We start from the raw sequence: 15217 nt of genomic DNA on the forward strand, positions 1-15217 counted from the left end.
GCGGATCGGCTGAGGGGAGGTGACCCGCCCCCATCAACTGCCCAGAGCGGAATTCGACGCGCTCGCCACCGGCGGCGGTGGACCGAGTTCGATCAGGCACCTGGTCACGACCAACCACAGCAAGCACCTCGCACTCCTGCGCGCGGTACTCGACTCGGCGGACGCCCAGCCGGAGGCCCAAGGCCCTTTGTCGCACGTGAGCGTCGCGTGGGAACTGCTGGTCGAAGTCCAGCGAGCACGCCCCGACGTCGTGGACAGGCTGTTGCGCCATCCCGTCGTCGGCATTTGGGTCGTCCACGCCCTGCGCAGGCTGCGGCGGACCGCTGTTGACCCAGCACCACTTTGGGTCACCTTGGGGTACTTGCACTGCGTGGCCGCGGCGGCCGCGATCCACGCTGGACTGCGGTTCGCGCTGGACGTGCCTCTAGTTGACGGAACCGTCACGTTGCCCACCATCGGACTGGCCCGGATCGACGGCGAACGGCGGCGATGGGGCATCGCCACGGTCAGCGGAGGCCACGGAGGGCTTCGCGTCCGCGGCGCCACCGGCACCGTTCGGGTCGAGGGCGATCTCACGGCCGATGCCGAGGGCTGGTGCGCCACCCGTCGACTCCGAGTCCCGGCGGTGGACCTCCTGCTCGACGACCTGGACCCGTTCCGCGGGTTCGGGGAACGCCTGCCACCCGCTCGACTGGACGGGGACGAGGTCGCCCGGTGGCAGAACTGCCTGACCCGGACGTGGACACTGCTCACCGAACACCACGCGGCGACCGCCGACGCGCTTGCCACCGGGTTGACCGTGCTGGTGCCGAGGCTGCCATCGGGAAGGTTCCAACCGTACAGCGCATCAGCCCAGGACGCCTTCGGGTGCGTCGCGCTGTCCCTGCCGTCCAGTGCCGTCGACTTCGCGGCAACGCTTGTCCACGAGTTCCAGCACAGCAAGCTCTGCGCTCTCCTGGATCTGGTCGAACTGCACCGCGATGACCACTCGGGCCGCCGGTTCTACGCACCCTGGCGCGACGACCCCCGCCCGTTCGGCGGGCTCCTGCACGGCAGCTACTCCTTCGTCGGTGTCGCCGGGTTCTGGCGCGTGCAACGCCGGGTGGACAACACGCCCCTGGCCCACTTCGAGTTCGCGCACTGGCGCGAGCAGACGCGCCGCGCGACCCGAACCCTGGGGGAAGCGTCCAACCTCACGAGCCTCGGGCGCCGCTTCGTCGCCGCCATGTCGGAGCAGCTCTCGGCTTGGTGCGCCGAGCCCGTTCCCGCAGACTCGCTGTCGGCCGCGCGGCTCGCCGCGGCCGACCACCACGCGACCTGGCGGCTTCGACACCTGCGACCCGATCCGCTCCACGTCGCCCTCCTCGCGGACGCGTGGCTCACCTCGGTACCACGGCCCCTCCACCCGGAACCGCGGCCGACCATGGTCCCGGCCGCCGAGGTCCCGGACGATCCCACGCCGCGCATGACGTTGACCCGCACGATGCTCGCCGACCCGGACCAGTTCGCGGCCATCCGCGACGACCCGCGGATCATCCCCGGCACCACCGACGCCGACATCGCCCTGGTGGCAGGTGATGTCAGTGCCGCAGCGCGCGGCTATCTCGAACTCGTGCGCGACGCATCCGATGACGCCTGCGCGTGGGCCGGGCTCGGCCGCGCCCTCCACGCAAAACCGGCCGGTGCAGCCCTGCTGCACCGGCCGGAACTCGTCAAAGCCGTGTACCGCAAGGTTCTGCGGTCGTCGGGCTCCGCACCCGACCCGATCCGACTGGCCGCCTGGATCGGCGTGACCTAGATCTGCATCGGGTCGATGTCGCAGTCGGCGCGGATGTTCTGCATGGCGCCCATGCTCGCGGGGTGCCCTGGACCGAGGACGCGTTGGAAACGCGTGACCACATCGCCCTGGACCTCTTCGGCCCTGCCGGTCTCACCAAGCCCGCGGAGGTCGAGCGCGATGTTGGCATCCAGGGCCAGCGTCGACGGGTGGTCTGCGCCGAGCACCCGCTCGGACCGCTCCCTGATGACGACGTCCATGTCGTACGCGGCCTGGAACTCCCCCATGGCGTGCAGATCGCTGGCGAGGTTGGTCGCGCAGACGAGGGTGAAGAAGTGGTCCGGGGTCAGCACCTGCTCGAACCGCTCGAACGCGCGTTCGTTGATCTCCCTCGCCCTTCCCGGATCTCCGAGGAGGCGAAGGGTGACCGCCAGGTTGGTGGCGCCCGCCAAAGCGAACGGGTGATCCTCACCCATCGCGTCCCGGTACAGGCTCCACACCTTGTCACCGAGTTGCCGCGCACCCTTCAGGTCCTTGGTCTGGCGCAGCGACACCGAGTGGTTCATGCCTGCGGACATCGCATCGGGATGACGTGCGCCGTACCGGTCGAGCAGTCCGCGGTAGGACTCGTCCGACAGCAGCCTGCCGCCTTCGTGGTCCCCCGCCTTGCGCCGGGCGACCGACAGGTTCTTGATGGCCGACAGGCTCAGGCTGTTGTGGCTGCCGACAACGTCCCGGAACCTCTGGACAGTGACCTCCTGGAACCTGCACGCACCGTTGTAGTCGCCGCATTCGCGGAGGTCAACGGAGAGGTTGTCGAGCGTGAGCAGGGTGAACCTGTGATCGTCCCCGAGCGTGATGGCACGGCGACGCCAGGTGTCGTCGTCCAGCGCCCTGGCCGCCTGGAGATCGCCGGTCAGCCGCATGCTCAGCGCGTAGTTGTTGGCCGCCCTCAACGTTTCCGGGTCGTCGTCGCCGAACGCGCGGCGAGCCCTGCGGTAGGTGTCCTCGTTGAGCAGGCGCGCGCGTTGGAACTCGCCCCGTGCACGGAGGTCGGACGCCACGCCGTGCGCGGTGAGCAGGGTTTCCTCGTGATCGTCGCCAAGCGTCGCCTGCAACCGCTCCAGGGTGTGCTCCGCGATCCGGCCGGACTCGGCGTAGCGGCCGAGCGCCCGCAGCGCGCGGCCGTGCCAGCGACTGGCAATCAGCGTGTCGAGGTCGTCCTCGCCCAACTCGGAGTCCCCCTTCCATATCTCGACCATCTCGGCGGCCAGCTCGCGTGCGCGCTCCGGGTCGCCCCAGGCGAACAGGAAGTTCGCCATGTTGATGGCGAGCTTGCGCACCCATCCGTCGTCACCCTCGACCAGCCGGGTGGCGCGCACGTGGGGCAGCAATTCCTGGTAGCGCTGCCAGTGGCTGACGTCCTCGGGCTGATTGGGGTCGCCGTTGGCGAGCAGCAGGTGCGCGACGTGCCGCATCCGCTGCTGCTCCTCGGAATTCATCTGGCTGCGCAGCACGGTCTGGACCAACCGGTGGAGCTGGATGGTGTCCCTGCGGTGGTCGATCCTGGCCAGGCTGTACCGGTTGATCTCCCGAATCGCACGACCCAGCAGCACCGGGTTGCGCAGCGCGTCGGCCAAGGCCTGGGGGAACGGCAGGTTCCTGACGCCCGCGAGGAGCTTGCGGGCGATCGGCTCGGGGGCGAAGAACGAGCAGACCTGGAGCAGCTCCAGCGCGGCGGGGTGCTGCTCGCGCAAGCGGTCGAGCGACATGTTCCACGCGGCCGCCACCGTAAGCGGGTAGTCGGTGGGCGGCGGGTCGATGCTGAGCAGCTCGGCCCGCTTGTCCTCGAACAGCTCCACGTACTCGTCGGCGGACATGCCGGTCTCGGCGCGCCACGCGGCGGCCTGGTCCACCGCGAGCGGCAGATCCCCGAGCACTTCGGCCAGGCGTTCCGCATCGGCGTCGGGGAGATCCGGGTTGCGCCGCTGCAACAGCCGTCTGCTCTCCTCGCGGGTGAAGACGTCGACCGACAACGAGGAAGCGACGCTCGCCCAGCTCGCGTTGCGCGAGGTGATCAGGACGTGTCCCGCTCCGTGCGGGAAGTACCTGCGGACGTCTTCCGGCGCGTCCGCGTTGTCGAAAATCAGCAGCCAGCGGCGGTACGGTTCACCGACCCGCAAAGCCTCCAGGACCGCGGGAACCGCAGTGTCGGCCGCGGGCTCGGCGCGCAGTCCCAGCCGGATGCAGAGGTTCACGTACGCGGCTTGGATCTGGTCGACGTCCTCGGCGGAGATCCACCAGATCAGGTCGTAGTCCGACATGTGGCGGTGTACGAACTCGACCGCGATCTGGGACTTGCCGATGCCCCCGAGGCCGTGCAGCGCCTCGGGCAGGACCGCGGTCGGGTCGCCTTGGTTGAGCCGGGTGTGGAGGTCGTCGAGCAGTTCGGCGCGGCCGGTGAAGTTGACGTTCCGGAGCGGTACGGCCCCGAGCACGGCGGGCTGCTCCGCGGGACGTGTGTGCGGCGATACCGCATCGCTGTGCGTGCTGAGTGCGGTCACGTCGTCATCGCGGTGCGCATGAATGCGAGCCACCCCATCGGTATTTCTTATCGGTCCAGCCGGCCACGGTCGTGGGACTGACGCCCTTCGGGCGGGCGACGAACCTACCGGCTGACTACCAGCCGAAACAAGTTCAGAGTTACCACTATCTGCGGAAAGTACACCCGCAAGGGTGATCGCTCTCCTGACGTACGGTCCCGAAAGTGCACGTAGGACATCGTGTTGTAGATGCACAAAGGGGAGGGCCGCTACCGAAAGAACCGGAATTTCGGCGGTGTCGGGCGCGCTCAGGACTTCGCGGAGATTGCCGACCGCCTCGACCCTCGCCCCCAGAAAATCCTCTACCAGTCGGAATACGGAGGAGGTATCGGATCTCGCCCCGCCCGCCAGTAGCTCGGACCGGACACCGGGGTGAAAATCGTAGTCGAGCACGCTTGATCCGTACCCGTTGACCGAATGGGTGTACGGCCTGATCAGACCGCCGAGGAAGACCTCCGCAAGGTGTGCCGCGGTGGACGCGGGCATCAGCGCTTCCTGCACCACCCTCATCATCGGGATCGACAGCGGAGCAGCCGCGAAGAGCACCGCGAGGCGGAACGCGGTCGGGGTCGCGATCCGCCGGAAGCGCAGCACCCGTTCCACCGGGTCGAGCGCCACCTCCGCCCCCGTTTCCCCGTGGTCCGGGTCAGTCACCCGAAGGGCGGGAAGTTCCACTTCACCCGATCCAGTTGCAGTCACGAGGTCGACCCAGCGGCCGAACCACCTGCCATCGAGCTCCAGCACCGGAACCGGCAGCACCCCCGGCCCGTCGTCGGCCACACCGGTCTCGACCGGTGTCGCGGTCCAGCGCACCGCGGGAAGCATGGCTGCCGGGCTGCTCCACCTGGCCATCCGCGTCGTGATGCCCGACCACGACGCCCACATGCCCGATGGCAGAACCTGCAGAACCGCCACTGGCCCGTTCCGCCCCCACCTGGTCAGCAGGTCGTGGACACCACCCGTCCGCCAACTCGCCCCGACCCCATCGGTGAGCAGCAGCACGATCCGGCGTCCGGTCGGATCGGTCACCATCGCGGGTGCCTGGACCGACGAGCGAACGGACGGGCCGCGCAGCACGAGACCGTTCCCGGTCCGGTCGGTGTCGAGTCGGGCCATCCGCACGTCCCGGAACGCCCCCTGGCGTTGCAGCAACCCGCGGAACTCCGCAGCGCAGCGGTGCCAGATCCGCATCGACACGCTGTCGTCCACCACCAGCACGACGTCGAACGGGTGCACCTGCGCGGGCCGTCGTTCGGGCAGCCAAAGCCCTTCCTCCGCTGCGCGGACCGCGGTCGCCTCCTCGTCGAGGACCTGGTCCACCGGTGAAGGAACGGTCCGCATCAACGGCCTCAGAGCCCGTGCGATCGCACGGGCGTCCGGGAGCTGCGACGTACCGGACCACCGCACCCACCCCCGGCGGTCCGAACCCGGCGGGCCCGATGACCTGACGGCCTCCGCGGACAGCTGGATCCGGCCGGGGTCGCGACCCGCCGGTCCGCCCGCGGGATCGCGGTCCGACCGCTCCGGCGGTTCGGAGTCGGGTGACGTCGGGGGGTCGAAGGGCTCGGCGGGCGTTTCCGACCGGCGCCGCGGCGGACCACCCTGCGCCTCCCGGATGTGGGTGGCGAGCCACAGCGCGTCGGCCAGCTCATCCGGTCTGAGCTGACCTGTGCCGATGCGCCCCCGCCGCCCCGCGGTCATTCCACTCCCGCCACGCCCAGTTCACGCCAGAGCGCGTCGCACAGCCGCCGCCAGCTGCCGTCGTCCGCGTAGGCACCCGATGTCGCCATGTAGACCGAGTTCAGCAACTGGTCCGCAGCCAGCCCGCCGTCACGCGCGCTGCGGTCGACGAACGACCGGATCAGTTCCCTTGCGTGGGTCAGTTCCGCACCGTGGAAGTGTGCCGCGACGATGTTCGCCAGCTGCTCGATCGTCGGATCCGGCATCTCCAGCCGCAGGCATCGGCGCAGGAAGGCGGGCGGGAACTCCCTTTCCCCGTTGCTCGTCACCACCACGATCGGAAAAGCGTTGCAGCGCACCAAACCGCGGTGCACCACGGCGGCGCTGTCCTGGTCCGCGGTGAACACGCGGACGTCCGGCTGGCGTCCGGCGATCCGCAGCAGCGGTCGGATCCGGAACTCGCCGTCCTCGAAGACGCTCAGCAGGTCGTTGGGGAGGTCGATGTCGGACTTGTCCAGCTCGTCGATCAGCAGCACCCTCGGCGTCCGGTAGGGCAGCAGAGCCGTACCCAGCGCCCCCAGGTGCACGAACTCTCCGATGTCGGGCTCCTGGTCGCGCTGCGCCGCAGCGGCCTGCACGCGACCGATCGCGTCGTACTCCCAAAGGCCTTCCTGCAACGTGCTGCGACTGCTGATCGGCCATCGCAGGACCGGGCCGAGCCGCAGTTCACGCGCGACCTTGTAGGCGAGGCTGGACTTCCCGGTCCCCGGACGGCCCGTCACGAGCAATGGCCTGCGCAGGTACAGGGCAGCGTTGACCATCGTTACCTCGTCGGTCGGCATGTCCTGCATGCGGACCGCGGACGCGACGCCCAGCCGCCGTTCGTACTCCGCCTGCCCGCCGGTGAGATCGACCGGTGGTATGACCGGGCCGCCGTCGAAGGTCCGCCACGAGGGCGGTGGAGGCAGGACGGCGGTGGGGTCCGATTCCTGCCGGGGCTGGCCGGTGCCGCGGTAGATCCACCATCGCGGGTCGCCATCGGGGGAAGTGTCCGCGGGGTTCATGGGGTGGGTACCTCCTTGCACGGAGCCATGGGCAGCTCCACAGGTTCGACGGGCCGATCGGGGTCGTCCCAGATCAGCGACACGTGCCCGCCGATCCGCCCCGTGGAGCGGGCGGCACCGGGCGCTCGGCCACGCAGCTGCCGGACCCGTTCCGGCAGGTCGCCCAAGCCGTTGAGCAGCGGGCGCACCGCAGCGTCGAACGGACGGTGCGAACCGTCGTCGCGATGCCAGATGATCACGGGGAGACCGTTGCGGAGTCCGATGACGACCTCGTCGACGACTGCGGCCTGTGCCGCGGGCGGCGGTGCGCTCAGCACCAGCGACACCAGTTCGTCGCGCACGATCAGCAGAGCTTCGAGGCCCCTCAGGTCCCGCGTCCTCGAGGAGCACCAGTGCGTCATCGGACGGCCGTTGGACGACTGCCCCTGATCGCTGTGGAGCTTCGCCCACCGGTGCCTCCAGTTCCGGTGCCAGCGGTGGGTGCGCGCCCGTTCCAGGCTGCGCAGCACCACCTGGTAGCGCAGGCCGAGCGGTTGCGGCAGATCAGTGCTCGCCTCGAGCTTCCACTGGTCGACGGGGAGGTTGAGGAGCTCGTGGGGCAGCAGGAACTCGATCCGGATCAACGCGGCGTGCCGCGCCCAGTAGACCTCAGCCTCCTCGACGAGCTCGGCCACCTGGGCCTCGATCTCCGCGAGGGTGCCGGTGAAGTCCTCACCGCGCTGGGGGTACCACCCCGTCGGATCGATCTGCCGCCAGTCGGTCAGGACGTAGACGTTCCGCTCGATGCCGTACCGCTCGATCCGCAGCACGAGGCACGCCTCGACGTGCTCGTGGTGGAGGACGACATCGACGGCCTGGTGCCGCACCGACCGCAACTGGTCGATGACGCCCAACTTCCGCGCCTGCTGGTCGTTCCACTCCTTGAGCTGGTCCGACGACGGTCCGTCCAGATGCCTGGCGAGGTGCTCGACGAACACCACCACCGGCGGGATCCCGTCCGACCGGGCGTTGAGCTGCTCCAGGTACACCAGCGCGTCGACCAGGTCCCTCGGCTCCTCCGACGGTTCGGGAGCGGCGAGCCCCGCGGCGGTCCGGCACAGCGCGGCCACGTGCGAACAGGTGACGTGGGAGAACACGTCGAGGAGTCGCTCCCGCTCCCGGTCGGCCAGCAGGTCTGCGGCGCGCATGCCGTCCAGCACGTGGTACGCCCTGCGCACCGCCTCCGACCCCGGCTCCATCTGGTCGAGCACGTCGAGCAGCGCGGCCAACCCCGACCGGTGCCTGCGACAGGCGAGCACGATGCTGAAGAGGTGCTGGCGCGTCGTCGGGAGGACCTGGGCTTGGAGGGAGAAGCCCAGCCGGTCGGCGAGCAGGTCGAGGCACAGCATCCGGCCATTGGGATCGCGCAGCACCTGGACCTGTTCCAGCGCGTCCACGAGGATCTTCTGCGAAGTGTCCGGACCGGTCGGTAATCGCATGCCCCACCTCCCTCTCGCACCTGCTGAACATGACCGGCCGACCGTCTCAGGGTGGCGGTCGGGACAACCAGTTCGACGATATGTCGACCAGATGGCGCACTGCCAAGGAGTCACCGTCGACATCGCGCAGCACTCCGATGAGTTCCGCCAAACCACCGTCATGGCCAAGGCACGTGCGCACCAATGCCAACACGTGCAATCTCGCCCGGGAATCGTGGAAAACCGATGTGCTGATATCCGGACGCAGCAGGTCCAGCACCATCTGCCGTCCCGCGGCGTCCCGCATGGCCGTGACGGCGAGCACCGCGTCCACCAGTTCGAACACGTTCCCCGTCCGCAGAGCGCCGCGAGCGGTCTCGGGCCGGAGTGCGCCGCTGCGATCGGGCAGCCTCAACCACGCGACGACGTCGGTGTGCTTCACCAGTACCGCGATCCGCCGGTAGGAAGCCGGGTCGGTGGCCGGGTCGCCCATGATGGTCTCCCGGTAGAACGGGTCCGAGGCGATCAGGGCGAGCAGGCCGCCCGACTCGGCGAGCGCCTCACGCGCCTGCTGGGCGTCCAGAATGCGAAAGGCCAGGTTGACAGCCTGGCTGACCACACCGTTGTCGTTCTGGTGGATCTCCCCGGCGTGGAAAGCCGCGCGCAGCCGAATCTGCGAGGGCGGGGCGTGCAACGCGTTGTGGCGACGCAGCGCCGCCAGCAGTCTGGTGGGCCACTGGTCGACGAGCCAGCTCTTCGGGAACTCCGGTGGCACGAGGACCATCGCACCGTCCCCCCGGTCCTCCACCAGGCACTGCTTGAGGTTGAGACCGGACTCGTCGAACGAGGTCTCCAGCATCTTGTAAAGAGCTGCGTGCACCGAATTCTGATCCTGCACGGTACGAACGGGATCGGTGAAACCCGCGACGTCGACCAGAACAATCGCCCGGTGCAAGGCCACGACACATCACTCCCATGAAATCGCCGCCCAGGCGGGTACGCCGGGCCCACTTTAGCCTCAGGCGGAGCGGGAGTGGCCGCATTGGGCCTCGTTCGTCCGGCAAGCCGCAGGTGCAGGTGGTGGTTCGCCCTTTCGGGCGACCCGATAATCGTTGTCCATGACCCGCCGCTACGACGCGAGACTTTGGTTGGACATCCGAATGGCGTATCCAAAAACCGCCAAATTGCGGAAATCATGTCACCGAAGAACTGCGGCTGGTTTGACCCGTTTATTGACGACCGCTCACAACAACCGCGTCGCGTAAGGCATGATCCCGCCGTACCGCACGGGCGAGACGCGGACGCTGGAGCCGGAGTACGGGGCTTCGACCATCATGCCGTCGCCGAGGTACAGGGCCACGTGGGTGCCGCCGCCGGGGCCCCAGAAGAGCATGTCGCCGCGTTCGGCCTGTCCCAGCGGGACTTGCCGGCCGGAGGTGTACTGGTAGCCGCTGTAGTGCGGGATGTAGACGCCCGCACCCGCGAAGGCGTACATCATCAGGCCGGAGCAGTCGAAGCCGACGCTGTAGTAGTCGCCGTACGAGTCGGCCACACCCCCGTCGCGGATGCCGATGGTGGGGCCGGTGTAGTTGCCGCCGCCCCACGAGTAGCGGGTGCCGAGGTAGGCCATGGCGCGGGCGATGGCGGTCTCCACGCCACCGCCGTCGCCTGCGACGTACTCCGGTTCCGGGCTGTACGAGGGCGCCGGGCTGTAGGCGGGCTCGGGGTCCTCCTGGACGGGGGGCGTGGTGGCCGCTTCGGCGGCGCGGCGGGCGGCGTCGTCGTCCTCTCGCTGCTTGGCGGCGAGCCACTCGTCGTACTGGGCGCGCTGGGCGTTGAGGCCGTCGACGGCGCCGAGGGCTTCGGCGAGTTCGGCCTCGACGGCGGCCTTGTCGTCGCGCAGCGCGGCGGCCTGCCCCGCCTGGTCCTGCTGGGCGCGGACGGCGACGACCTGGGCGGCGTCGGCGGTGCGCTTGGCCTCGTCGGCGGCGGTCTGCTTCTGGTTGGCGACGTCCAGGGCGGCGCGGGCGGCCGAGTCCTTGTTCGCCTTCTCGGTGCGGCTGCGCTCGATGGTGTCCATCGCGTTGAGGCTCGACCCGGACACGGCCTCCAGCAGCTGCGCGCGGGCCAGCAGGTCCTCCGGGCTCTTGGCGCCGAAGTACGCGCTGATCGAGCCGATGGTGCTGCCCTGCTGGTAGCTGGCGGCGGCGAACTCGTCCAGGTCGTTGCGGCCGTCCTCGACGGCCTTGCCCGCGGCGTCGGCCTCGACCTTCGCGGACTCGGCGTCCCCCGCGGCCCGTGCCGCGTCGGCCTGCGCGGTCTCCAGGTCGACGCGCGCCTTGTTCGCGGCCTCCATCTTGGCCCCGACGTCGTCGGTCAGCTCCTGGAGCCGGGCCTCGGCGGCGGTGAGCCGACCGGTCAGCTCACCGACCCTGGCGGCCTTCGCGTCGGCGTCGGCACGGCCCTGGTCGATCTCGGAGTCGCTCGAGTTGGACGGCGGCGCGGTCGCGTGGCCCGGCCCGGCCATCGACAGGGCGAGGAGCACCGCCACCACGCCGGGAACCACCATCCGGGCGACTGCCCGCCGTGCGCTCACGCGCCACCTCCCACCGTTCAGCCCATCCGCGTTGGGCCGAACGGCCCAACGCGGATGTTCCCGGGGAGGGTGTCACTCAAACCCCGCCGCTTCCAGGGGGAACACGCGCACCATCAACCAGACGTGTCACATGCGCACCGTGCGTGATCAGTTCACCTTGCGCTCCCGGTCGGCCCAGTAGGGCTCGCGCAGCCGGAACTTCTGGATCTTGCCGGTGGCCGTGCGCGGGATGTCGTCGCGGAACTCGACGGACGTCGGCGCCTTGTACCCGGCGAGCTTCGCCTTGCAGTGCGCGATGATCTCGGCCTCGGTGACCTCCGCGCCCTCCGCGACCACCACCAGCGCCTTGATCGTCTCGCCCCACTTCTCGTGCGGCACGCCGATGACGGCGACCTCCGCGACGGACGGGTGGCTGAAGACCGCGTCCTCGACCTCGATCGACGACACGTTCTCGCCGCCGGTGATGATCACGTCCTTGCGGCGGTCGGAGATCGTCAGGTAGCCCTCGTCGTCGAGGTAGCCGCCGTCGCCGGTGCGGAACCAGCCGTCCTCGATGGCGTCGGCCGTCGCCTGCGAGTTCTCCCAGTAGCCGTCCATCACGACGTTCGACCGCGCCAGCACCTCGCCGTCCGACGAGATCCGCAGCCGCGCCCCGAGCGCCGGGGCGCCCGCGCGGGACAGCCTGTGCGCGCGCTCCTCGGCGGGCAGGTCGACGTCCTCCGGCCGGGTCCGGTTGAACGTGAGCAGCGGCGAGGTCTCGGTGAGGCCGTAGATCTGCTGGAACTCCCAGCCCAGTTCCTCCGACATCCGCGCGATCGTCCGGCTCGGCGGCGGCGCCCCGGCGCACACCACGCGCACCTTGTCGCGGCCGGGGATCTCGCCCTCCCACGTCTGCGCGGCGTCCAGCACGCTGTTCCACACCGCGGGCGCCCCGCACATCAGCGTCACGCCGTGGTCGCGCACGCGGCGCAGGATCTCGGCGCCGTCGACCTTGCGCAGCACGATCTGCGGCACGCCGAGGCCCGCAAGCCCGAACGGCATCCCCCAGCCGTTGCAGTGGAACATCGGCAGCACGTGCATGTAGACGTCGCGCTCCCACGCGCGGGTGTGCATGGCGAACGTGACCGCGTCGACCCAGATGTTGCGGTGGGTCAGCCGCACGCCCTTGGGCCGCGCGGTCGTGCCCGAGGTGTAGTTGATCGTCGCGGTGGCGTCCTCGTCCGGCTCGCCCCACGGCCGGGGCGCGGTGTCGAACCGCATCAGCCCGGTCTCCGTCTCCTCGCCGAGGGTGAACCGGTGCCGCGCGGTGATCCCGTCGAGCGCCTTGAGTTCCGGGTCGACCAGCAGCACCGAGGCGCCGCTGTGCTCGACGATGTAGGACACCTCTTCCCGACTGAGCCGGAAGTTCACCGGCACGCACACCCGGCCGCTCGACGGCACGGCGTGCAGCAGTTCCAGCAGCCGCGCCGAGTTGTGGCTGACCACGGCGACCCGCTCGCCCTCACCGACGCCCAGCGCGTCCAGCCCGGCCTGCCAGGCGCGCGCCCTCACGGCCATCTCGCCGTAGGTCGTCGTCGCCACCGCGCCCGCGGGCTGGTCGGGTTCGTCGACGGTCGCCGTCGTGTCCCGGAAGACCAGTTCGGCGCGGCTCAGGAAATCCGCGATCGTCAGTGGAACCTTCATGGGCCGCACCTCCGCAGTCGATCAGACCCCAACCCTAATCATCACGTGCCCGTATCGCCGCATGTCCGGGCCGGGCGTCCCGCGACCGCTCCGGTGAACCACGGCGGCCATTTTCCCGTGTTGGGTGAAAATGCGCCGGGAAAGGCTGGGAACATGACGTGGTGAGCGTGATGCGCGTTGGTTGCGGAGCAGGTGCTCTCGGTCTGATAACGACTGTGGTGGGCTCGTTCTTGCCGTGGTTGCGATCGGGAACCGTGAACAGGGACAGTTACGAAGTGCTCGCACTCCGTGGCTGGGCGGGCCTCGGGAACGGGTCCGGCGAGGTCATCAGGGTGGCGTGGGTCTCGATGACACCCGTCGCCGTGGTCGCCGTGTTGCTGTTCACGTTCGGACTTCGCCGATTCGCCGCGTGGACCACAATTCTTTTTGGCACCATCACGGGAACGGTGGCGGCACTTGTCACCGTCCAAGGGGGCAACGAGGGCGCGATGGTCGGGATCAACCCGACCGGACCCGCCGTGGCCCTCTGTGGTGCTGTGCTGGCGATCGCGGGGGCGATCACCGTGCTCACCGCGTCGACCCGCACAGCGATCAGGACCCCAGGAGGAACACCGTGAGCTACCCAGGTGGCGGCGGCGGCGAATGGCCCCCGCAGAACAACCCGCACCAGCAGCCGGGCCAGCAGGGCTACCCGCAGCAGCCGCAGCAGCCCCAGCAGGGCGGGTGGCAGCAGAACCCCCAGCAGGGCGGCTATCCGCAGTCGAACCCGCAGGGCTACCCGCAGCAGCAGCCGGGCGGCTACCCGCAGTCCAATCCGCAGGGCTTCCCCCAGCAGCAGCCGGGCGGCTACCCGCAGTCGAACCCCCAGGGCTTCCCCCAGCAGCAGCCCCAGCAGGGTTGGGGCCAGCAGCCGCCGCCGCAGTTCCCCGGCGGCCAGCCGCCGTTCGGCTACGCCTCCGGCCCGGCGCCGAAGAAGAAGCGCACCGGTCTCGCAATCACCGCCGTCGTGGCCGTGGTCGCGCTCGCCGCGGGCGCCGTCGTGACGGTGTACGCGCTGAAGAACTCCAACGACGTGGCTGCGGGCGCGCCGAGCCCCGCGGCGGCGGCGAACAACCTCGTCAGCGCGCTGGGCAGCGGTGACGTCGTCGGCATCATGAACGGCCTCGCGCCCGGCGAGGCGAAGCTGAGCAAGGACTACCTCGCGGGCACGGTCGACGAGCTCAAGCGGCTCGAGGTGCTCAAGAAGGACGCCGACCCGAACAAGATCAGCGGCGTCGACTTCAAGGCCGAGGACGTCAAGTTCGACGAGGGCGCCGCCGAGAAAGTCAACGACCACCTGGTGATCAACAAGCTCATCTCGGGCAGGATCACGCTCACCTCGGACGTCAAGAAGATCCCCCTCACCGACAAGCTGGTCGAGGCGATGGGCGCGCAGGACGAGAAGCCCACCACCGAGACCGTCGACATCGCCGAGGAGATCAAGAAGTCGAACGACGGCGAGCCGGTCCGCATCGCGTCGATCAAGGTCGGCAGCGACTGGTACCCGAGCCTCTTCTACACGATCGCGGACAACGCGCTCCACGAGGAGAAGCTGAAGTGGCCGTCGAACCCGATCGCCCCCGCGGGCGCGGACACGGCCGAGGCCGCGGTCAAGAACATGGTCGAGGCGTCCATGGCGGCCGACCTCACGAAGGTCATCGCGCTGCTGCCGCCGGATGAGCTGGGCGTGCTGCAGGACGTCGGCCCGGTGCTGATCGACCAGGCGGGCCGGGTCCCGGCCACGGGCGCGAAGCTGACGTCGTTCGAGACCGACTCCAAGGACGTCACCGGCGGCACGCTGCTGACGATCAGGAAGCTCGGTGTCGACGTCGGCGGCGAGAAGGTCGAGATCGTGCGCTCCGGCGACTGCTACTCGGTCACCGCGCAGGGCCAGGACCAGAAGCTGTGCGCCGACGAGATCACGCAGCTGATCGAGCAGCAGGGCGGCGTCAGCGTGCCCGGTTCCGCGCTCGACGTCATCGGCCGGATCGGGACGCGGGTCCTCAAGGACGGCATCGGCCTGGTGTCCACCGAGGTCGACGGCAAGTGGTACGTCAGCCCCATCCGCTCCTTCAGCGAGGTCAGCCTGACCCTCATGCGGGGTCTGGAGCCGAAGGACATCGACGAGCTGCTGAAGCTCGCCAAGTAGTCCCACCAGCGCGAACGCCCCGTCACCCGCTCCGGGTGGCGGAGCGTTCGTCGTCACCGACGGCAACAGGTCCAGACCAGTCCTTGACCTGGACCGGTGTCCGGTGCTTGGATTCGTAAAGAGCCTTGCCCATCCAAATCCGCCGCCCGTGGATCTGGGAGGATCATCG

9 protein-coding genes are annotated in these 15217 nt (G+C 69.5%); 3 read left to right on the forward strand and 6 right to left on the reverse strand.

What is annotated here, in order from left to right; genetic code table 11:
* The first annotated feature begins 19 nt into the window (after positions 1 to 19).
* Positions 20 to 1798: an HEXXH motif domain-containing protein gene (locus tag RM788_RS10695; protein ID WP_315931448.1), complete on the forward strand. Its 1779-nt coding sequence runs from the start codon at positions 20 to 22 to the stop codon at positions 1796 to 1798.
* Here RM788_RS10695 and fxsT read toward each other — a convergent pair.
* From fxsT to RM788_RS10725, 6 genes are all read right to left on the reverse strand, one after another.
* Positions 1795 to 6081, reverse strand: a complete 4287-nt coding sequence (gene fxsT / locus RM788_RS10700; protein WP_315931449.1) for an FxSxx-COOH system tetratricopeptide repeat protein — start codon at positions 6079 to 6081, stop codon at positions 1795 to 1797. The genes RM788_RS10695 and fxsT overlap by 4 nt on opposite strands.
* Positions 6078 to 7124 carry an AAA family ATPase gene (locus RM788_RS10705; protein ID WP_315931450.1) on the reverse strand — a complete coding sequence of 349 codons (1047 nt, stop codon included), beginning with the start codon at positions 7122 to 7124 and terminating at the stop codon, positions 6078 to 6080. The genes fxsT and RM788_RS10705 overlap by 4 nt, the downstream gene beginning before the upstream one ends.
* Positions 7121 to 8602, reverse strand: a complete 1482-nt coding sequence (locus tag RM788_RS10710; protein WP_315931451.1) for a VMAP-C domain-containing protein — start codon at positions 8600 to 8602, stop codon at positions 7121 to 7123. The genes RM788_RS10705 and RM788_RS10710 overlap by 4 nt, the downstream gene beginning before the upstream one ends.
* Before the next feature lie 46 nt (positions 8603 to 8648).
* Positions 8649 to 9542: an effector-associated domain 2-containing protein gene (locus tag RM788_RS10715; protein ID WP_315931452.1), complete on the reverse strand. Its 894-nt coding sequence runs from the start codon at positions 9540 to 9542 to the stop codon at positions 8649 to 8651.
* A gap of 282 nt (positions 9543 to 9824) precedes the next feature.
* Positions 9825 to 11150 carry an NlpC/P60 family protein gene (locus tag RM788_RS10720; RefSeq protein ID WP_399344957.1) on the reverse strand — a complete coding sequence of 442 codons (1326 nt, stop codon included), beginning with the start codon at positions 11148 to 11150 and terminating at the stop codon, positions 9825 to 9827.
* A gap of 174 nt (positions 11151 to 11324) precedes the next feature.
* On the reverse strand, positions 11325 to 12860 hold the full coding sequence (locus RM788_RS10725) for an AMP-binding protein (protein WP_315931454.1): 1536 nt from the start codon (positions 12858 to 12860) through the stop codon (positions 11325 to 11327).
* 275 nt (positions 12861 to 13135) lie between these two features.
* Here RM788_RS10725 and RM788_RS10730 point away from each other — a divergent pair, with 275 nt between their 5' ends.
* Both RM788_RS10730 and RM788_RS10735 read left to right on the forward strand, forming a co-directional pair.
* Positions 13136 to 13477, forward strand: a complete 342-nt coding sequence (locus tag RM788_RS10730; protein ID WP_315931455.1) for a hypothetical protein — start codon at positions 13136 to 13138, stop codon at positions 13475 to 13477.
* Positions 13474 to 15048, forward strand: a complete 1575-nt coding sequence (locus RM788_RS10735; RefSeq protein ID WP_315931456.1) for a flagellar basal body protein FliL — start codon at positions 13474 to 13476, stop codon at positions 15046 to 15048. Before RM788_RS10730 ends, RM788_RS10735 begins: the two co-directional genes overlap by 4 nt.
* The last annotated feature ends 169 nt before the right edge of the window (positions 15049 to 15217 follow it).

Source organism: Umezawaea sp. Da 62-37 (assembly GCF_032460545.1).
Taxonomy (GTDB): Bacteria; Actinomycetota; Actinomycetes; order Mycobacteriales; family Pseudonocardiaceae; genus Umezawaea.

Coding starts and splice junctions, on each gene's coding strand:
- RM788_RS10725 (WP_315931454.1), bottom strand. CDS start 12,860: ATGAAGGTTCCACTGACGATCGCGGATTTCCTGAGCCGCGCCGAACTG.
- fxsT (WP_315931449.1), bottom strand. CDS start 6,081: ATGACCGCGGGGCGGCGGGGGCGCATCGGCACAGGTCAGCTCAGACCG.
- RM788_RS10705 (WP_315931450.1), bottom strand. CDS start 7,124: ATGAACCCCGCGGACACTTCCCCCGATGGCGACCCGCGATGGTGGATC.
- RM788_RS10710 (WP_315931451.1), bottom strand. CDS start 8,602: ATGCGATTACCGACCGGTCCGGACACTTCGCAGAAGATCCTCGTGGAC.
- RM788_RS10720 (WP_399344957.1), bottom strand. CDS start 11,150: ATGGTGGTTCCCGGCGTGGTGGCGGTGCTCCTCGCCCTGTCGATGGCC.